Genomic DNA, 19,356 nt, shown 5'->3' on the forward strand with positions numbered 1-19,356 from the left:
ATAATCCAGGGATAAGCCTTCAGATACACAACAACCTCCAACAAGGTGGCTGTTGCAATCACCCCCAGAAATCGCCCTGGGCTTTTGCGGACCTTAGCGTCTGCTCGCCGGGAAAAGTTAGTCGACGTCGTCCATGTTGCCCGGCGCGGTCTTGGAGACCTGGACCAGGAACTCGTAGTTGTTCTTGGTCTTGCGCAGCTGGCTCATCAGCAGGTCGATGGCCTGATGCGAGTCCAGCCCGGACAGCACGCGGCGCAGCTTGTGCACGACCGCGAACTCGTCCGGCGAGAGCAGCAGCTCGTCCTTGCGGGTGCCTGACGGGTTGACGTCGACGGCCGGGAACACGCGGCGCTCGGCGATCTTGCGGTCGAGCTTGAGCTCGGCGTTACCCGTGCCCTTGAACTCCTCGAAGATCACCGTGTCGCCGGTCGACCCGGTTTCGACCATGGCGGTGGCCACGATCGTCAGCGAGCCGCCCTCTTCGATGTTGCGGGCCGCGCCGAGGAACCGCTTCGGCGGGTACAGGGCGGTGGAGTCGACACCACCGGACAGGATCCGGCCGGAAGCCGGTGACGCGTTGTTGTACGCGCGGCCGAGCCGGGTGATCGAGTCGAGCAGCACGACGACGTCCTTGCCCTGCTCCACCAGCCGCTTGGCCCGCTCGATGGCCAGCTCGGCGGCCTGGGTGTGGTCGGACGGCGGCCGGTCGAAGGTGGACGAGATGACCTCGCCCTTCACCGAGCGCTGCATGTCGGTGACCTCTTCCGGGCGCTCGTCGACGAGGACCACCATCAGGTGGCATTCCGGATTGTTGGTCGTGATCGCGTTGGCGATGTCCTGAAGGATCGTGGTCTTACCGGCCTTGGGCGGTGACACGATCAGCGCGCGCTGACCCTTACCGATCGGCATGATCAGGTCGATCACGCGGGTGGTCAGCTTGTCCGGAGTGGTCTCCAACCGCAGCCGTTGATTCGGGTACAGCGGCGTCAGCTTGCCGAACTCCGGCCGCTTCTTGGCCTCTTCGACGGGCTTGCCGTTGACGGTGTCGATGCGCACCAGCGGGTTGAACTTCTGCCGCTGGTTGGGCTGTTCGCCGTCCTTGGGCAGCCGCACGGCGCCGGTGATGTGGTCGCCGCGGCGCAGGCCGTTCTTGCGGACCATGTTCATCGACACGTAGACGTCGTTGGGCCCGGCGAGGTAGCCGGAGGTGCGAACGAACGCATAGTTGTCGAGCACGTCGAGGATGCCCGCGACGGGCTGAACGACGTCGTCCTCGCGCAGTTCGGTCTCGCCGCTGCTGTCGCCGCCACCGCGCTCACCGCGGCGCCTGCGATCGCGGAACCGCCGGCCTCGGCGGCCCTGACGACCTTCGCCGTCGTCTTCGCCGCGCGGCTGGCCGCCCTGCTGGTCGCCCTGCTCACCGCCGTCCGGCTTGGTGTCCGGCTTGGTGTCGGGCTGATCCTTGGTCTTGGCAGCGGTCTTCTCGGCGCCATCGGTGTCGGCGCCGCTCTTGGTGTCCTGCTTGTCCTGACTGCCGGGCGTGCCGGCGTCGCGGGCGGCGCGACGCTCACGGCGCGGCGGGGCCTGCTGGTCGCCGGCCTCTGCGGGTGCGCTTGCCTCTGCGGGCACGCTGACCTGGGCCGAGGCGTCGGCGGGCGCACCGTTGCTCGCGGAGGCGTCGTCGGTCTTCTCGGCGGTCTTGGCGCGAGTCGTCTCGCCGCGGGTCTCTTTGATGGCGGCGATGAGCTCGCTCTTGCGCATCCCCGAGGCGCCCTTGACGCCCACGGAGTTTGCCAGGGCGCGCAGCTCCGGCAGCACCATCGCGGACAGGGAGACGTTCGTCTTCTGCTCCGCAGCCGGGGCCGACTTCGCGTTTGGTGCGTCAGTGCCCGCAGCAGATGGTTTTTCTGAGTTCACGGTATTCGGCAGCTCAGTCTGTTCGGGGCTGCCACCAGCCGTGACGAGGTCCGTATCAGTCACGGATTTCCTTTCTTTCCCCCGGTGATCACGTCACGAGGGTTCGTTGCGACCAGCCGAGTGACTGACCGCGAAGCTGCACCGTCACACTTGCAACGGCGATGGTCGGGATTCGCGGCGGTAAGGCGAACCGTCAATCCACGAGTGGAAGTCCAAAAGTGTGAGTGGTTGTCCTAGTGTCGGCGCAGGTGAACACCATGCGATTGCTGGACGACAGCGAGAATAGTCTGCTTCTGCCAGGGAAGCAAGAAACACGCTGATCCGTGTCTGGCATTTGTCAACTCCGGACGGGGTTGCCTTGTGACCATCGAACGCCGTGGCCGACGGTCATCTCGCCGATTGTGAATCCATTCGCGGCGCCGTATTCAAGGGCCTCTTCGGGCAGCTCTGGCGATGTGCTCAGGCCGATCACCGCTGGTCCGGCCCCTGATAGCACCGCTGCAATACCGTAACGCCGCAGCAGCTGCATATATTCCGCCGACGCCCGCATGGCGATGGCCCGGTGCGGCTGGTGCAGGACGTCTTCGGTGGCGTCCATCAGCAAATCGGGGCGCTCGGTGAGGGCCACGACCAGCAGGGCCGCGCGGCTGACGTTGAATCGGGCGTCGCCGTGGCTGACCGATCGCGGCAGCAGCACCCGGGTCTCGGCGGTCAGCGACCGCTGCTCGGGTATCGCGGGGAACAGATGGATGTCGGGGTGTATCCGCAACGGGGCGGCGGCATAACGCGGCCCGGTGGGACCGGTCGACGTCCACGAGACCACGCCTCCGCCGAGGACGGCGGCGGCGGCGTTGTCCGGATGTCCTTCGAACTCGGAGGCCCGCTGGATGAGCTCTACCTCGGTCATCGGCTTCAGACCGGCTTGGCTGGCAAGCCCGTTGACCGCCGCGAGTCCGCCGACGACTGCGGCCGCCGACGAGCCGAGGCCACGGGAGTGCGGAATCTTGTTGCGGCAGCAGACCTTCAGGCCGGCCACAGTGGATCCGACGGCGCGCAGCCCATGCTGGATGGCGCGCACAACGAGATGCGTCGAATCCAGCGGCACCTGGCCTGCGCCTTCGCCGTGGACCTCGACGGCCAGGCCGGATTCGGTTGTCTCGACCGCGATCTCGTCGTAGAGGCTCAGCGCCAGGCCCAGGCTGTCGAAGCCGGGGCCGAGGTTGGCGCTGGATGCCGCGACAACGCTGGTCGCCGTCAGCCCGGCCGGCAGGGTTGTGGTCACAGGCCCAACTCTGCGACGACGGCGCCCGCGTCGACCGGAACCGGGGTGACCGTCGGCATGTCCTTGAGCGCGGTGTCGGGGTCCTTGAGGCCGTTGCCGGTAACCGTACAGACGACCGTCGAGCCCTTTTTCACCCAGCCGTCCTCGATGGACTTCAGCAGCCCGGCGATGCTCGCCGCCGACGCGGGCTCGACGAACACGCCCTCGCTCGCGGCGACCAGGTGGTAGGCGGCCAGGATCTCCTCGTCGGTGGCGGCCAGGAAGCGGCCGCCGGACTGGTCCTTGGCCTCGACGGCCGACGTCCACGACGCGGGCGCGCCGATGCGGATCGCCGTGGCGATCGTCTCCGGCGACTTGACCGGCTTGCCCGACACCAGCGGCGCCGCGCCTGCGGCCTGGGTGCCCAGCATCCGGGGCAGCCGGTCGGACAGGCCGTCGCGGTGATACTCGGTGTAGCCCTTCCAGTAGGCGGTGATGTTGCCGGCGTTGCCGACGGGCAGTGCGTGCACGTCGGGCGCGGTCCCCAGCACATCGACGATCTCGAACGCGGCGGTCTTCTGGCCTTCGATGCGGTACGGGTTCACCGAGTTCACCAGCGCGATGGTCGGGTAGTCGGTGGTCAGCTTGCGGGCCAGCTCAAGGCAGTCGTCGAAGTTGCCGTCGATCTGCAGGATCTTGGCGCCGTGCATGACGGCCTGCGCGAGCTTGCCCATCGCGATCTTGCCCTGCGGGATCAACACCGCGCACGTGATGCCTGCCCGTGCGGCGTAAGCCGCCGCCGACGCCGAGGTGTTGCCGGTCGAGGCGCACAACACCGCCTGCTGGCCGCGCGCGACCGAATCGGTGACGGCCACGGTCATGCCGCGGTCCTTGAAGGAGCCGGTCGGGTTCAGGCCCTCAACCTTCAAATGCACTGTGCAGCCGGTCTGTTCGGACAGCCGCTTGGCGTGGATCAGCGGTGTGCCGCCCTCCAGCAGCGTGACCGGCTTCCAGCTGTCCTCGATCGGCAGCCGGTCACGGTAGGCGGCGATCAGGCCGGGCCACGGCTTGTGCACCGGTTCGGCGCGCGTCGCGCTCATTCGCTGGTTCCCTCGAGTCGCAGCACACTGGTCACTTCCTGAACGACGTCGAGGTCGGCGAGCGCGGCGACGGTCTCGGACAGCGCCGCGTCGGTGGCCTCGTGGGTGACGACGACGATGCGCGCACCGCAGCGCTGACCGCCCTGGTCGACGACGCCCTCCTGGCGGACCTCGGCGATGCTGACCTCGCGCTTGCCGAATTCGGCTGCGACGGAGGACAGTACGCCGGGACGGTCGGCGACGTTCATGCTGACGTAGTAACGGGTCGGGATGAAACCGATCGGCGAGATGGGCAGCTTGGCGTACTTGGACTCGCGCGGTCCGCGTCCGCCCTGCACGCGGTTGCGGGCGGCCATCACCAGATCGCCCATCACCGCCGACGCCGTAGGCGCTCCCCCGGCTCCCTGCCCGTAGAACATCAGCCGGCCGGCCGCCTCGGCCTCCACGACGACGGCGTTGAACGCGCCGTTGACCGCGGCCAGCGGATGCGACAGCGGCACCAGCGCCGGGTACACCCGGGCCGAGATACGTTGCCGCCCTTCGTCGTTGTTGAGCCGCTCGCAGGTGGCCAGCAGCTTGATGGTGCAGCCGAGTGCGCGCGCGGTCGCGAAGTCGGCGGGGGTGACCTTGGTGATGCCCTCGCGGTAGACGTCGTCGGCGGTCACCCGGGTGTGGAAGGCGATGGACGCGAGAATGGCGGCCTTGGCGGCGGCGTCGTATCCCTCGACGTCGGCGGTGGGGTCGGCCTCGGCGTAGCCCAGCGCGCTCGCGTCCGCCAGCGCCTGCGCGTAGTCGGCGCCGGTGCTGGCCATCTCGGAGAGGATGTAATTGGTTGTGCCGTTGACGATGCCGGCCACCCGCAGCACGGTGTCACCGGCGAGGGACTGCGTGAGCGGGCGGATGACCGGGATGGCGCCGGCCACCGCGGCCTCGAAGTACAGGTCGACGTGGGCGTGCTCGGCGGCCTGGGCCAACTCGCCGGTGGACTGCGCCATCAGCGCCTTGTTGGCGGTGACGACGGACTTGCCCTGCTCCAGCGCGGACAGGATGGCCTTACGGGCGGGTTCGACCGGGCCCATCACCTCGACCACGACGTCGACGTCGTCGCGGGAGACGAGTGCCTCGATGTCGTTGGTGAGCATGTCGACCGGCACGCCGCGATCGTCGGCGATCCGTCGCACCCCGACGCCACGCAGCTCCAGCGGTGCGCCGATGCGTGCCGCCAGGTCCTCGGCGCTCTCTTCGATGATGCGGACGACCTCGCTGCCGACCACGCCGAGACCCAATACCGCTACGCCGACCGGTTTTTCGCGTTTCACCATTACCTCACTTCCAAACTGAGCAGATCGTCGACCGTTTCCCGGCGCAGGATCAGGCGGGCCCGCCCGTCGCGCACGGCCACCACCGGGGGGCGGCCGATCAGGTTGTAGCGGCTCGACATGGAGTAGCAGTAGGCGCCGGTGGCCGCCACTCCTAACAAGTCACCGGGCGCGACGTCGTCGGGCAGCCAGGCGTCGCGGACGACGATATCGCCGCTTTCGCAGTGCTTTCCGACGACGCGGCTGATGGTCGGGCCCGCGTCGCTGGACCGCGAGAGCAGCCGCACGTCGTATTCGGCGGCGTAGAGCGACGTCCTGATGTTGTCGCTCATGCCGCCGTCCACGCTGACGTAGCGGCGGTGTGCGGTGGGGCTGACCGTCACGTCCTTGACGGTGCCAACCCGATACAGCGTGATAGTGCCCGGGCCCGCGATGGCGCGTCCGGGCTCGACGACGAGCCGGGGGGTCGGCAGCCCGACGGCCGCCGACTCGTTGTGGACGATGCTGCCGAGCTTGGCCGCCAAATCCTGCACCGGCGGCGGATCATCCTGCGGCAGATAGGAAATGCCCAGGCCCCCGCCGAGGTCGACGACCGAGATCTGTGCGGTCTTGTCCACACCGAATTCGCCGACGACGTCGCGCAGCAGGCCGATGACACGGTGCGCGGCAAGCTCGAAGCCGTCGACGTCGAAGATCTGCGAGCCGATGTGGCTGTGCAGGCCGACGAGCCGCAGGTGGTCGGTGGCGAACACGCGACGCACGGCTTCCATCGCCGCGCCGCTGGCCAGCGACAGCCCGAACTTCTGGTCCTCGTGCGCGGTGGAGATGAACTCGTGGGTGTGCGCCTCGACGCCGACGGTGACCCGCACCAGCACGTCCTGGACCACGCCCGCGGCGCCGGCGATCTCGTCGAGCCGCTCGATCTCGAGCATGGAGTCGACCACGATGTGGCCGATGCCGGCTTTCACCGCGGCGGTCAGCTCGTCGATGGATTTGTTGTTGCCGTGCAAGGCGATTCGCTCCGCTGGAAATCCCGCGTGCAGCGCCACGGCGAGTTCGCCGCCGCTGGCGACGTCCAGCGACAGGCCTTCCTCGTCCACCCAGCGGGCGATCTCGGTGCACAGGAACGCTTTTGCCGCGTAGCGGACGTTCTCACCGCCGCCGAACGCCTCGGCCATCTCGCGGCAGCGGGACCGGAAGTCGTCCTCGTCGACGATGAATACCGGCGTGCCGAACTCGTCGGCGATGTCGGTGACGCTGACACCGGCGATGGACACCACGCCGTCGGCGCCACGAACGATGTTGCGCGGCCACACGTTTGGCGCGAGGGCCAGCAGCTGCTCGGCCGACTCCGGGCGCGGCGGGGCGCCCGGGTGATGAATTTCCTCGGCGTGCCGAGGGCCGGCGGGATGGGCCATTACATGCGCTCCGGTGCGGTGACCCCGAGGATGCTCAGGCCGTTCTCGATGACCTGACGGGTGGCCTGGCACAGCGCGAGTCGCGCGGTGTGCAGTTCGTTGGGCTCTTCGTCGCCCTGCGGCAGCACCCGACACGAGTCGTAGAACCGGTGGTAGTCACCTGCGAGGTCTTCCAGATAGCGCGCGACCCGGTGCGGCTCGCGCAGCGCGGCGGCGGTTTTCAGCACACGCGGGAACTCGCCGATATTGCGGATCAGCGTGCCTTCCTTCTCGTGCGTGAGGAGCTCGAGGTGGGAGGTGTCCGGGATCAGGCCGAGCTCGGCGGCGTTGCGGGCCAGCGCGGAGAGCCGCGCGTGCGCGTATTGCACGTAGTAGACCGGGTTTTCGTTGGACGCCGACGACCACAGCTCCAGGTCGATGTCGATCGGGGTGTCGACCGACGAGCGGATCAACGAGTACCGGGCGGCGTCGACGCCGATGGCCTCGACGAGGTCGTCGAGCGTGATGACGGTGCCCGCTCGCTTGCTCATGCGGACCGGCTGGCCTTCTCGGACCAGGTTGACCATCTGGCCGATCAGCACCTCGACGGTGGCGGGGTCGTCGCCGAGCGCGGCGGCGATCGCCTTGAGCCGGGCGATGTAGCCGTGGTGGTCGGCGCCGAGCATGTAGATGCACAGGTCGAACCCGCGCTCGCGCTTGTCGAGGTAGTAGGCGATGTCGGCGGCGACGTAGGCGGGCGTGCCGTCGCTCTTGATGACGACGCGGTCCTTGTCGTCGCCAAAGTCGGTGGTGCGCAACCAGACTGCGCCATCCTTTTCGTAGATGGTGCCGGCTTCGCGCAGCTTGGCGATGGCTTGGTCGACGCGGCCGCTGGTGTGCATCGAGTCTTCGTGGGTGTAGACGTCGAAGTCGGTGCCGAAGTCGTGCAGCGACTGCTTGATGTGGGTGAACATCAGGTCGACACCGATCGCGCGGAAGGTCTCGCGCTGCTCGTCCTCGGGCAGGCTGAGCACGTCGGGTTCCTTGGCGAGAATCTGCTGGGCGATGTCGCCGATGTAGGCGCCTGCGTAGCCGTCCTCGGGGGTGGACTCGCCCTTGGCCGCGGCGATCAGCGAGTTGGTGAACCGGTCGATCTGGGCGCCGTGGTCGTTGAAGTAGTACTCCCGCACCACCCTGGCACCCTGCGTCGACAGCACCCGTCCCAGCGCGTCGCCGACGGCCGCCCAGCGGGTGCCGCCGATGTGGATGGGGCCGGTCGGGTTGGCCGAGACGAACTCGAGGTTGATGTTCATCCCGGCGAGCTCGTCGGAGTTGCCGTACTTGGAGCCGGCGTCGATGACCTTGTTGATGATGACGCCCTGGGCGCTGGCGTCCAGCCGCAGATTGACGAAGCCGGGCCCGGCCACCTCGGCCGACGCGATGCCGTCGGCGTCGGCCAGCGCGGTCGCCAGCCATCCGGCAAGTTCACGGGGGTTGGCGCCGACCTTCTTGCCCAGCTGAAGCGCCAGGTTGGTCGCATAATCGCCGTGCTCAGGATTGCGGGGACGCTCAACGGTGACGGAAGCCGGAAGGGCTGCGGTATCGAGGCCATGGTCGGCCAACACCGCGGCGGCGGTGGTCTTGAGCAGCTCGGCGAGGTCGGCGGGGGTCACGAGGCTCCATCCTATGGTCTCGGGTGGTGAGCCCCCGAATCGATAAACCTCGACGGTAATGCGCTACCCTTGGCACGCCCATGGCGCGAGGATTGTGAACGCGCCCCCGTAGCTCAGGGGATAGAGCGTCTGCCTCCGGAGCAGAAGGCCGCAGGTTCGAATCCTGCCGGGGGCACCCCATCTGACCTGCGCATTGACCGCCCATATCCGGGGCGGCCCGCTCCCCGAAAACAGGCTGGTGTCACGACGGTGTCACAACTGCGTCCAAACTCGGCCCGGCAGCGTGCGACCTGCGACCGCCCGAATGGCGGTTCTGACCGGCCCATGGGTGCATAGGCTTGACGATGGCGCGATAACCGTATGGATCGAGGCGAGCCATGTCGGAACCAACAACCGATCGGGCAGCAATCGCGGCCGACTTGGAGCGCGTCCGCGCCCACTTTCATCACCTCCTAGCCGCCGCAGCCGATGACGACTGGAACAAACTCACTTCAGACACACGCTGGACGAACGAACAGCTGTTATTTCACATGGTTTTCGCCTACATGCTCGTGCGACGACTGCTGTTTCTCGTGCGCATATTCGGGCGACTGCCTGACCGAGTCAGCCGTGCCTATGCGCGGATGCTCGAGGCCGCCACATCGCCGTTCCACGTCATCAACTACTACGGGTCCTGCGCGGCCAGTCTGTACTACAACCGCCGCCGGATGGGCAAGAAGATGGACCGCGAAATCAGCAAGCTACAGCGGTCGCTCGATAATGAGACTGAAACGTCTTTGCACCGGGGCATGCACTACCCGCCCGGCTGGGACCCCTATTTCCGCGACTACATGACGCTCGCAGACGTCTACCGCTATCCAGGCCAGCACTACGACCACCACCGCCAACAATTAACGCTGGCCAGCATGTGACCCGCGGAAAAAATCGAGGGCCTCTCACTCGGCTGCCGAGCGGTCGTCGAAAATTCTTCATGAGCGGCCAGACATCAGGCCGAGCCCTTGACAACAGCGGCTACATGCAGCATTTCGGGTCCAGCACGGTGCACAAGGCACTGAGCGCCTCTGGACGTGCGCGGTGGTAGACATTCATGCCTCGGCGTTCGGACTCGACAAGCCCGGCGCGGCGTAGCTGGCCAAGGTGATGGCTGACCGTCGACTCACTGAGTAATAGGACCGCGGCGAGCTGGCCGCTGATTTCCTCGCCTGCCGACGAGCTGAACAGGCACGACATGATCTTCACGCGGGTCGGGTCGGCGAGTGCCTTGAGGCGCAATGCAACCTCGAGTGCAGCCTCGTCGGTCATTGGTCCAGCCGCGACGGGGGCGCAGCACACGGGCGCAGAAATATCGACCATCGGCAACGTCTTGGGCATGAACCCATGATGGCATGGTTCTTGACATATATCAAAAAGGTGGGCATCCTAGGCGAGCGCGCTAGTTCGATATATGTCTCACAACTATGAAAGGATCACGCCATGTCCCGCGTTCAACTCGCTCTCAACGTCGACAACCTCGACGAGGCCGTGACGTTCTACTCGAAGCTGTTCAACACCGAGCCGGCCAAGCTCAAAGAGGGCTACGCCAACTTCGCCGTCGTGGACCCACCATTGAAGTTGGTCCTGCTTGAAAACCCCGGCAAAGGCGGCACCATCAACCACCTCGGGGTCGAGGTCGAATCCAGCGACCAGGTCCACTCCGAGATCGCCAGGCTCTCCGGCGAGGGCTTGTTCACCGACGAGGAAATCGGCACCACCTGTTGCTTTGCCACCCAGGACAAAGTGTGGGTAACCGGCCCTGCCGGAGAAAAGTGGGAGGTTTACACGGTGCTCGCCGACTCCGAGACGTTCGGCGCTAGCCCACAGCATCACGAGCCTGACCCCCAGGGCGATGTGTGCTGCGGTGCCTCCGTGCAAGAGGGCGAAAAGGCCAGCGCCTCGACGTCCTGCTGCTGACGCAGCGTGAACGGCAGGAGCAGCGCGAGTCGCGTGCTGGCGCGTCGGCTCCTCGCCGAATTCGTCGGCACCGCGTTGCTGGTGACGATGGTAGTTGGTTCCGGCATCGCCGCGGCCCAACTATCACCCGGCGATGTCGGTGTGCAGTTGTTGGAAAACTCCATCGCCACCGCGTTCGGGTTAGCCGTGCTGATCCTGCTGTTCGGCCCCGTGTCGGGTGCTCACTTCAACCCCGCAGTGTCGGCCGCCGACTGGTTATTAGGCCGGCGCGCCGGCACCGGCATCAGCGGCCAACACCTCGTGGCTTACACCATTGTCCAGGCAATCGGCGGCGTCGCCGGTGCGCTCCTGGCCAACATCATGTTCGACCGGCAAGTGTTCGAAATTGCCACCAAGGACCGTTTGACGACAGGTCATCTCATCGGTGAGGTCGTCGCCACCGCCGGGCTCATCGCACTGATCTTTACGCTCGCCCGCACCGGTCGGGCGGGGCTATCCGCCGCAGCCGTCGGCGCATACATCGGCGCGGCCTACTGGTTTACGAGCTCCACCTCGTTCGCCAACCCTGCCGTCACCATCGGGCGTGCATTTTCCGACTCTTTCGCGGGCATCGCTCCAAACTCTGTGCCCGCGTTCATCGCTGCCCAGCTCGTGGGTGCGCTAATCGGGCTCACACTCGTGGTCGCCTTGTATCCCGGCGTCGCGGCAGCAGCAGACGAAGTCGTTGTCCCACACGGGAATACCGACAACTGAGAGGGAATGTCCGAAGTGTCAAGACCAACCGTGCTGTTTCTCTGTACCCACAACGCCGGCCGCTCGCAAATGGCGCTCGGATTCTTCAACCGACTCGCAGGCGATCAGGCAGCGGCATACTCGGGCGGCTCCGAGCCCGCCGATCGCATCAACCCGGCCGCTGTCGAGGCAATGGCCGAGGTGGACATCGACATCACCGCGGAACAACCGAAACGCTGGACCGACGAAATGGTGCGGAGCGCCGACGTCGTCGTCACGATGGGATGCGGCGACGCGTGCCCTGTATTCCCCGGCCGTCGCTATGAGGAATGGATACTGCCGGACCCCGCCGGCAGAACCGTCGACGAAGTCCGGCCAATAAGAGACGAAATCGAAAAACGAGTGCGCCAACTGCTGGACGAGCTCAATGTCAAAGCGATGGACGCAACATGAGCGCCTGCCGGGTCGAGCCCCGCGCGTCGGTGTAGCAATTGCAGCTACCGGCACCCTCGGAGCTTGGTCATTTAAAGCCTGCACCGGGACGAAATTCGGCAAGAATAACTGAGTCATTTCATGACACCAGAGGGAGAACGGGACCTGAGTCGCAGTGGGCGGCTGACCGCTCCGATATTGGGGTAGTCGGCAGATTTTTTCGCGGTGACGCTGAGACACTTCGGCTGCTGATCTACACTTCGGGCTCCACGGGCACCCCCCAAGGGCGCGATGTACACCGACCGACTGATGGTCAACAACTTTCGCGGCTGGCATCGGATCGAGTTCAACCCCGACGGCAGAATGCCGTTCATCACGCTGGGTCTTCATGCCGATCAGCCACATCATGGGCAGGCAGATTCTGTACTCCACTCTGGGCTCGGGCGGAACCGCCTATTTCACCGCCCGCAGCGATCTGTCGACACTGCTCGACGATCTGGCGCTGGTCCGCCCGACGAAGCTCGATTTCGTACCGCGCATCTGGGAGATGCTGTTCCAGGAGGTGCAGAGCGCGGTCGATCACCGCTGGATCGAAGGAGACGACCGGGCCGCGGTCGAACGACAGGTAATGGCTGAGCAACGCGAGAGACTCATTGGGGGACGCCACTTCTCGGCGTTGACGGGTTCGGCGCCGATCTCGCCCGAATTGTTCACCTGGGTGGAGGAATTCCTCGACATCCCGCTGACGGAGGTGTACGGCTCGACCGAGGACGGCATCATCTTCGTCAACGGGCGGGTTCAGCGGCCGCCGGTGATCGACTACAAGCTCGTCGATGTGCCGAGCCTCGGCTACTTCGCCAGCGACCGGCCGTACCCGCGCGGCGAATTAGTGGTCAAGACACCGAATCTGATCCCCGGCTACTACAAGCGGCCCGACGTCACCGCCGAACTGTTCGACGCCGACGGGTGGTACTACACCGGTGACGTGATGGCCGAAACCGCGCCTGACCAATTGGTTTATGTGGACCGCCGCAACAACGTGCTCAAGCTCTCGCAGGGCGAGTTCGTCACCGTCTCCAAGTTGGAGGCCGTCTATGGCGGGCACCCCGACATCCGCCAGATCTTTGTCTACGGCAATTCCGCCCGCTCCTATCTTCTGGCCGTCATCGTGCCAACCGACGACGCGCTGGCCAGAGTCGGCGGCGATTCTGCTGCGGCCAAACCCCTTTTGAGTGAGGCGTTGCAGAGCATCGCTCGGGATGCGGGCCTGCAGTCCTACGAGATTCCCCGCGACTTCATCGTCGAGACGACGCCGTTCACGCTCGAGAACGGACTGCTGACCGGTATTCGGAAGCTGGCCCGTCCCAAGCTCAAGGAGCACTACGGCCCGGCGCTCGAGCAGCTTTACGCAGACCTCGCCGAAGGGCAGGCCGACGTTCTGCGTGCGTTGCGCAAAGACGGCGCGAACCGGCCCACGCTCGAGACGGTGAGCAGGGCCGCCGGTGCGCTTCTCGGCGCGGCGGCCGGCGACGTGGCTCCCGGCGTCGCATTCACCGATCTCGGCGGCGATTCGTTGTCGGCTCTCACGTTCGCCAATCTGCTATACGACATCTTCGGTCTCGATGTGCCTGTCGGCGTGATCGTCAGCCCCGCAAGCGATCTCGCTGCCATCGCGGCCTACGTCGACGCGCAGCGCGCCGGCGGATCGAAACGCCCCACCTTCGACGCCGTGCACGGCCGCGGTGCGACGGAGGTGCACGCCGGCGATCTGACGTTGGACAAGTTCCTCGACGAGGCGACACTGGCGGCCGCATCGACGCTGCCGGGACCGCGGCGGGAGGTTCGTACCGTCCTGCTGACCGGCGCCACCGGCTTCCTCGGCCGCTACCTCGCGCTGCAGTGGCTCGAGCGCATGCATCTGGTCGACGGCAAGGTGATCCTGCTGGTGCGCGCCAAGGACGACGAAGCCGCGCGGCAGCGCGTCGACGCGACGTTCGACAGCGGTGACCCCAATCTGCTCGAGCATTATCGGGCGCTGGCCGCCGACCATCTCGACGTCATCGCCGGCGACAAGGGCGAGGCGAACCTCGGACTCGACGACGCCACCTGGCGACGGCTGACCGAGACCGTCGACCTGATCGTTGACCCCGCCGCCCTCGTCAACCACGTGCTCCCCTACAGCGAGCTGTTCGGCCCGAACGTGGTCGGCACCGCGGAGTTGATCCGCGTCGCCCTGACGAACAGGATCAAGCCGTATATCTACGTGTCGACCATCGGTGTCGGTGACCAGATAGCGCCGGGAGAGTTTGTCGAGGACGCCGATATTCGGCAGATCAGCCCGACCCGGAAGATCAACGACGATTACGCCAACGGCTACGGCAACAGCAAGTGGGGCGGCGAGGTGCTGCTGCGCGAGGCACACGACCTGTGCGGCCTTCCCGCGGCGGTGTTCCGCTGCGACATGATCCTGGCCGACACCACCTACGCCGGACAGCTCAATGTGCCCGACATGTTCACCAGGATGATGCTGTCGCTGATGGCCACCGGGATCGCCCCGCACTCGTTCTACGAGTTGGACGCCGACGGGAATCGGCAACGGGCGCACTACGACGGGCTGCCGGTGGAGTTCATCGCCGAGGCGATATCCACGCTCGGCGTCAACACGGTCGTGGGCTACGAGACCTACCACGTGATGAACCCGTACGACGACGGCATCAGCATGGACACCTACGTCGACTGGCTCATCGAGGCCGGCCACCCGATCACCCGGGTGCCCGAGTACACCGATTGGCTGGCGCGCTTCGAAACCGCTCTGCGCGGCCTACCCGACAGGCAGCGTCAGGCATCACTTCTGCCGTTGTTGCACAACTACCGCAAGCCCCAACCGCCGATCAACGGGTCGATCGCACCCACGGATCACTTCCGGGCGGCGGTGCAGGACAACAAGATCGGCCCGGACAAGGACATCCCGCACGTCACCGCGGAGGTCATCGTCAAGTACGCGACGGACCTGAAGCTGCTCGGCCTGCTCTGATCCGCGCCCTGCGTCACGACTGTATGGCCTATGGATGCAAACGGCCGGTTCGACATCCATAGGCCATACACTTGCGGGTTGGCGGAACTCGGGCTGGCGGAATCAGCGGCCGGCAACCGGTTGCGGAAGTGGAAGTGACGCCGTCACCGTCGGGACGTAGCCCAGTTCCGCGCTGATGCGCGACGCGCAGCGCGACGCCTCCGGCAGCAGCTCCTTGATGCGGTCCCTGGTCAGCCGGATGCTCGGTGCCGTCACCGAAAGCACCGCCGCAAGTTCACCTTTCGGGCCGAAGACCGGAACCGACAGGGTGCTGACGCCCGGCAACGTCTCCTCGAAGGCGCACGCATAACCGACCCTGCGCGCCTTCTCGACATCCCGGATGAACTCCTCGGGCGTCGGAGGGTTCGCGGGGGTGAGATCGGTGCCGACGCGTTCGGACACGATGCGGCCGATCTCCTCGTCGCTGCGGACGGCCAGCAGCAGCCGGGCCGGGGCGCCGGTCCACAGCGGCAACGGCCTGCCGATGTCGAAATGCGCGCGCAGCTGGGAGTGGCTCTCCACCTGATCGACGTGCAGTAGTTGATTGGCCAGGCCGACGGAGATCCCGACGGTCTCGCCGGTGGCATCCCTCAGCTGCGCCATGTGCGGCAACGCCGCGCGACGCACGTCGACCCGACGTTGATACGCCATGCCGAGGGCCAGCGTCCTGGGCCCGAGGTGATACTGGCGGGTGACCGGATCCTGGGACGCCAGCTCCGTCGACACCAGGTCGGAAAGCAGGCGCTGCACGGCGCTCTTCGACAGCCCGCTCTCGGCGGCCAATGCCCGGATCGACAGCGGCTGCGGGGCGGCGGCCAGCGCGTCGAGGACGCGGACAGCGCGCTGGACGATGCCCTCGCTCACGGCAGCGACCTCCCTTGACATGTGCTGTCCGACATGGGCAGACTTCGTATGTCCCAATCAACGCATCAGTGACCCAGTATATGGGACACAGTCGGTGTCGGCAAGCATAAGGAGCACGCCGTGGCCATACCGGACACCACGGACACCCTGTCGATCCGCAAGATCGCGGCCGCGAGCCTTCTCGGTTCCGTCGTGGAGTGGTACGACTTCTTCCTCTACGGAACGATGGCCGCCCTGGTCTTCAACAAGCAGTTCTTCCCGGAATTCGACCCGCTGGTCGGGACGATGATCGCGTTCGCCACGTTTGCGGCCGGATTCATCACCCGTCCGCTGGGCGGCTTCATCTTCGGTCACTTCGGCGATCGCATCGGGCGCAAACGGATGCTCGTGATGACGATGCTCATCATGGGGCTGTCGACCTTCATCATGGGGTTGCTGCCCAACTACACCGCCGTCGGCATCGCCGCCCCTGTGCTGCTGCTGATATTGCGAATGCTGCAGGGAATCGGCCTCGGCGGGGAATGGGGAGGCGCTGTTCTGCTCTGCGTCGAGCACGCACCCGCGGGGCGACGCGGCTGGTACTCGAGCTGGCCGCAACTCGGTGTGCCGATCGGCCTGCTGACGTCGACGATCGCGGTGACAGCGGTGACCGCGCTGCCCGACGAGGACTTTCAGGGTTGGGGCTGGCGCATCCCGTTCCTCATCAGCATCGTGCTGGTGATCGTCGGGCTGATCATCCGCCTGAGGATCGACGAACCACCGCCCTTCAAGTCCCTTGAGGCCCTTGACAACAAGGCCAAGCTCCCCTTGCTCGAGGTGGTGACGCGTCATCCCAAGGTCACATTGTTGGCCATGGGCGCCCGCGTATCGGAGAGCGTCACCTTCAACGTCTACAACGCATTCCTGCTGACCTTCACCGTGACCGTGCTCAATCTCGACAAGTCGATTGTGTTGAATGCGTTGCTCGTTGCCGCCGTCGTCGGCTTCGGGGTGATCCTGGCCGCGGGCCGCATGTCCGACCGCGTCGGCCGGCGACCGGTGTTCGGCGCCGGTGCCGCGCTGGCCCTTGTCAGCGCGTTCCCCATCTTCTGGCTCGTCACGACCGGAAACCCGTATCTGATCACGCTGGCGGTCGTCATCGGCTGGGGCTTTGCGGCCTGCACGATGTTCGGCCCCGAAGGCGCGTTGTTCGCCGAGGTCTTCCCCACGCGCGTCAGGTATTCGGGCATGTCGCTCGTGTATCAGGTCGGCGTCATCCCCACCGGTGCCGTCGCGCCGTTGATCGCCACCTCGCTGGTGTCGGCCTTCACCGGATCGGCGTGGCCGGTCGCGGTGTATGTGATGGCGATGGCCGCGATAACGCTTGTGTCGCTGTACTTCCTGCCCGAAACCAACGAACGCGACATCAACGATGCCGATGCCGACGCCGATCTCCGTCGCGACAAGGCGGATTCGGCGACAGCCGCTCGCTGAGACGATAAGGACAACCTGTATGACTGCCCACAACCCGACCCACAACCCGCCGGATCGACGTCCCGACATTGTGTTGATCCTCGCCGATGACATGGGATTCTCCGACATCGCCGGTTACGGCGGCGAGATCGACACCCCGGCATTGGACCGCCTCGCCGAACGCGGGGTGAAACTCACACAGTTCTATAACACCGCGCGCTGCAGCCCATCTCGGGCATCGCTGCTCACCGGACTGCACCCGCACCAAGTCGGAATCGGGATCCTCAACTTCGACGACTCCCCCGACGGGTATCCGGGCAACCTGAGCGAAAACTGCGCGACCATCGCCGAGGTGCTCAAGAAATCCGGCTATGCCACGTATTTGTCAGGCAAGTGGCACCTCGCCGTGGATATGGAAAACCCGAACGACGCATGGCCGACGCGGCGCGGTTTCGATCGTTTCTTCGGCACCCTCGAGGGTGCAGGCAGTTACTACCAGCCACGCACGCTGGTGCGCGACGAGGAGAACATCGAGGACGAGGCCACCGCCGACGGCTGGTTCTACACCGACGTCATCACCGACAACGCGTTGCATTTCCTTCGAGACCACGAGGCGCAGCGGGCCGAGGACCCCTTTTTCATGTTCGTGTCCTACACCGCGCCGCATTGGCCGTTGCACGCACACGAGGAAGACATCGCCAAATACGCCAACCGATTCGACGAAGGCTGGGATGCGCTGCGCGAGCAGCGTCTCGAGCGGCTCATCAAGTTCGGCATCATCGACCCCGCGTGGCGGCTTTCCGATCGCGACGAGCGGGTGCCCGCATGGGAGGACGTGGTGGACAAGGCGTGGGAAGCCTCCCGCATGGAGGTCTACGCGGCGCAGGTCGACAGGATGGATCAGGGCATCGGGCGAATCCTGGATCAACTGGAAAGAACTGGGCGACTTGATAACACGCTCATCATTTTCCTCTCCGACAACGGTGGCTGCGCAGAGGAGATGCCACCGGAGTCCGTTAAGGAATTCGTCACCGCGTTCGTCCCGCTCAAGGAGACCTCCCGGTCGGGGCGGCCGGTGGTGCCGGGCAACGTGACCGGCCTCCGTCCAGGGCCGGAGGAGACGTATCAAAGCTACGGGCGGGCATGGGCGAACCTGTCCAACACACCCTTCCGCGAGTACAAGCACTGGGTGCATGAGGGCGGCATCGCGACCCCGTTCATCGTGCATTGGCCCGCAGGCCTTGGCGAGGCTGACGGCCGCCTTTCCACGCAACCCTGCCAGCTTGTCGACGTGTTGCCGACACTCGCCGAGATCGCCGGAGCGCAATATCCCAGTCACCGTAGAGGACAACCGATTCCGCCTGCGGAGGGCCGGAGTCTGATGCCGGTGCTACGCGGAGAGGCGAACCCCGAGCGCGACCTGTTCTGGGAACACGAGGGCAATTGCGCTGTGCGCCGGGGCAAGTGGAAGCTGGTCCGCAAGTACCGCCACCCGTGGGAGCTCTACGACATCGACGCCGACCGCACCGAGCTGAATGACGTCGCCGCGCAACACCCCGATCTGGTCAAAGAACTCGAAGCCGCATACGACGCGTGGGCGAAGCGGTGCGGTGTCATTCCGCGCGACCGCGTCTTGCAGATCTACGCAGAACGCGGTCACGGCCTGCCCGAGGAGTGACGGCCGCGTTCGCGTAGCGGCCGGTCAGATGTCGTGGCTCGAGCTCGGGCCGGTCCTGGGCCCGTAACGCTCGATGTAGGCCTTGTGGATGTGGGCCTTCTTCTGCCGGTCGGCCTCGTCGACCAGGCCGGCGTCCAAGCCGTGCACCCGCAGCATGTGCCGACGCCACACTTTGTTGAGCGCATGCGAGAAGTAGACGAACGGGATCAGGATCGGCAGCGTCATGCTCAGATGCACGTCCAGCGTCGTCGGGATGAACCAGAACGGCAGCATCACGATGAACGCGGGGATGAACATCCGGATCATCATGCGGCGCGTCGCCCCGGGGCCGGCCAGGTCGTTGCGCACCCAATCGTGCATCGACTCGGGTAACCGTCCGCCGTAGATGTAGCGGATGTATTGCCAAGGGTTGGGCTTGGTGCGCGCGTTGTTGCTCACGTGATCCTGCTGTTCGAAACGGTTGCGAATCGGGGCGTCGACTCGCCGATGATGACGAAAATATTAACAG

At 65.8% G+C, this 19,356-nt stretch carries 15 protein-coding genes, 1 tRNA gene and 1 pseudogene; 8 read left to right on the forward strand and 9 right to left on the reverse strand.

Going from position 1 to position 19,356, the window contains the following annotated elements; genetic code table 11:
• Nucleotides 1–117 precede the first annotated feature (117 nt).
• The 6 genes from rho to argS form a co-directional block, all read right to left on the reverse strand.
• Nucleotides 118–1,980 carry a transcription termination factor Rho gene (gene rho, locus CQY20_RS08520; protein WP_097939649.1) on the reverse strand — a complete coding sequence of 621 codons (1,863 nt, stop codon included), beginning with the start codon at nucleotides 1,978–1,980 and terminating at the stop codon, nucleotides 118–120.
• Nucleotides 1,981–2,254: 274 nt separating this feature from the next.
• Nucleotides 2,255–3,199: a homoserine kinase gene (gene thrB / locus CQY20_RS08525; RefSeq protein WP_097939650.1), complete on the reverse strand. Its 945-nt coding sequence runs from the start codon at nucleotides 3,197–3,199 to the stop codon at nucleotides 2,255–2,257.
• A complete protein-coding gene (gene thrC, locus CQY20_RS08530) occupies nucleotides 3,196–4,278 on the reverse strand; it encodes a threonine synthase (protein WP_097939651.1) in 1,083 nt (360 codons plus the stop codon). The genes thrB and thrC overlap by 4 nt, the downstream gene beginning before the upstream one ends.
• Nucleotides 4,275–5,600: a homoserine dehydrogenase gene (locus CQY20_RS08535; protein ID WP_097939652.1), complete on the reverse strand. Its 1,326-nt coding sequence runs from the start codon at nucleotides 5,598–5,600 to the stop codon at nucleotides 4,275–4,277. Before CQY20_RS08535 ends, thrC begins: the two co-directional genes overlap by 4 nt.
• Entirely contained in the window at nucleotides 5,600–7,015 is a 1,416-nt protein-coding gene (lysA, locus tag CQY20_RS08540) for a diaminopimelate decarboxylase (RefSeq protein WP_097939653.1), read from the reverse strand. Before lysA ends, CQY20_RS08535 begins: the two co-directional genes overlap by 1 nt.
• On the reverse strand, nucleotides 7,015–8,667 hold the full coding sequence (gene argS, locus CQY20_RS08545) for an arginine--tRNA ligase (RefSeq protein ID WP_097939654.1): 1,653 nt from the start codon (nucleotides 8,665–8,667) through the stop codon (nucleotides 7,015–7,017). Before argS ends, lysA begins: the two co-directional genes overlap by 1 nt.
• A gap of 102 nt (nucleotides 8,668–8,769) precedes the next feature.
• On the opposite strand from argS, the gene CQY20_RS08550 reads away from it, so the two are divergent.
• A tRNA-Arg gene (locus tag CQY20_RS08550) sits at nucleotides 8,770–8,842 on the forward strand.
• A 202-nt stretch (nucleotides 8,843–9,044) separates the two neighbouring features.
• A complete protein-coding gene (locus CQY20_RS08555) occupies nucleotides 9,045–9,578 on the forward strand; it encodes a DinB family protein (protein WP_097939655.1) in 534 nt (177 codons plus the stop codon).
• Between the two features lie 100 nt (nucleotides 9,579–9,678).
• On the opposite strand, the gene CQY20_RS08560 is transcribed toward CQY20_RS08555, so the two are convergent.
• Nucleotides 9,679–10,038: an Rv2640c family ArsR-like transcriptional regulator gene (locus CQY20_RS08560; protein WP_097939656.1), complete on the reverse strand. Its 360-nt coding sequence runs from the start codon at nucleotides 10,036–10,038 to the stop codon at nucleotides 9,679–9,681.
• 102 nt (nucleotides 10,039–10,140) lie between these two features.
• Between CQY20_RS08560 and CQY20_RS08565 the strand changes: the two genes are divergently transcribed.
• The 4 genes and pseudogenes from CQY20_RS08565 to car form a co-directional block, all read left to right on the forward strand.
• Nucleotides 10,141–10,617 (forward strand): ArsI/CadI family heavy metal resistance metalloenzyme, encoded by a 477-nt coding sequence (locus tag CQY20_RS08565; RefSeq protein ID WP_097939657.1) that lies wholly within the window; start codon nucleotides 10,141–10,143, stop codon nucleotides 10,615–10,617.
• A 33-nt stretch (nucleotides 10,618–10,650) separates the two neighbouring features.
• Nucleotides 10,651–11,370: an aquaporin gene (locus CQY20_RS08570; RefSeq protein ID WP_272938802.1), complete on the forward strand. Its 720-nt coding sequence runs from the start codon at nucleotides 10,651–10,653 to the stop codon at nucleotides 11,368–11,370.
• A gap of 15 nt (nucleotides 11,371–11,385) precedes the next feature.
• Entirely contained in the window at nucleotides 11,386–11,802 is a 417-nt protein-coding gene (locus CQY20_RS08575; protein WP_234816158.1) for an arsenate reductase ArsC, read from the forward strand.
• 348 nt (nucleotides 11,803–12,150) lie between these two features.
• A pseudogene (gene car, locus CQY20_RS08580) lies at nucleotides 12,151–14,815 on the forward strand (carboxylic acid reductase); the annotation flags it as partial.
• A 102-nt stretch (nucleotides 14,816–14,917) separates the two neighbouring features.
• Here car and CQY20_RS08585 read toward each other — a convergent pair.
• On the reverse strand, nucleotides 14,918–15,718 hold the full coding sequence (locus tag CQY20_RS08585) for an IclR family transcriptional regulator (RefSeq protein WP_163700705.1): 801 nt from the start codon (nucleotides 15,716–15,718) through the stop codon (nucleotides 14,918–14,920).
• Nucleotides 15,719–15,838: 120 nt separating this feature from the next.
• Here CQY20_RS08585 and CQY20_RS08590 point away from each other — a divergent pair, with 120 nt between their 5' ends.
• Both CQY20_RS08590 and CQY20_RS08595 read left to right on the forward strand, forming a co-directional pair.
• The gene (locus CQY20_RS08590) at nucleotides 15,839–17,191 is read left to right on the forward strand and encodes an MFS transporter (RefSeq protein ID WP_097939661.1); all 1,353 of its coding nucleotides are present in this window, start codon (nucleotides 15,839–15,841) and stop codon (nucleotides 17,189–17,191) included.
• A 19-nt stretch (nucleotides 17,192–17,210) separates the two neighbouring features.
• Complete coding sequence (locus tag CQY20_RS08595; protein WP_097939662.1) at nucleotides 17,211–18,848, forward strand: arylsulfatase; 1,638 nt, start codon at nucleotides 17,211–17,213, stop codon at nucleotides 18,846–18,848.
• Nucleotides 18,849–18,872: 24 nt separating this feature from the next.
• Here CQY20_RS08595 and CQY20_RS08600 read toward each other — a convergent pair whose 3' ends face one another.
• Nucleotides 18,873–19,286, reverse strand: coding sequence for a DUF5313 domain-containing protein (locus CQY20_RS08600; protein ID WP_097939663.1), 414 nt, complete (start codon nucleotides 19,284–19,286; stop codon nucleotides 18,873–18,875).
• Nucleotides 19,287–19,356: the final 70 nt, after the last annotated feature.

This window comes from Mycolicibacterium agri (assembly GCF_002553505.1).
GTDB classification, from domain to species: domain Bacteria; phylum Actinomycetota; class Actinomycetes; order Mycobacteriales; family Mycobacteriaceae; genus Mycobacterium; species Mycobacterium agri.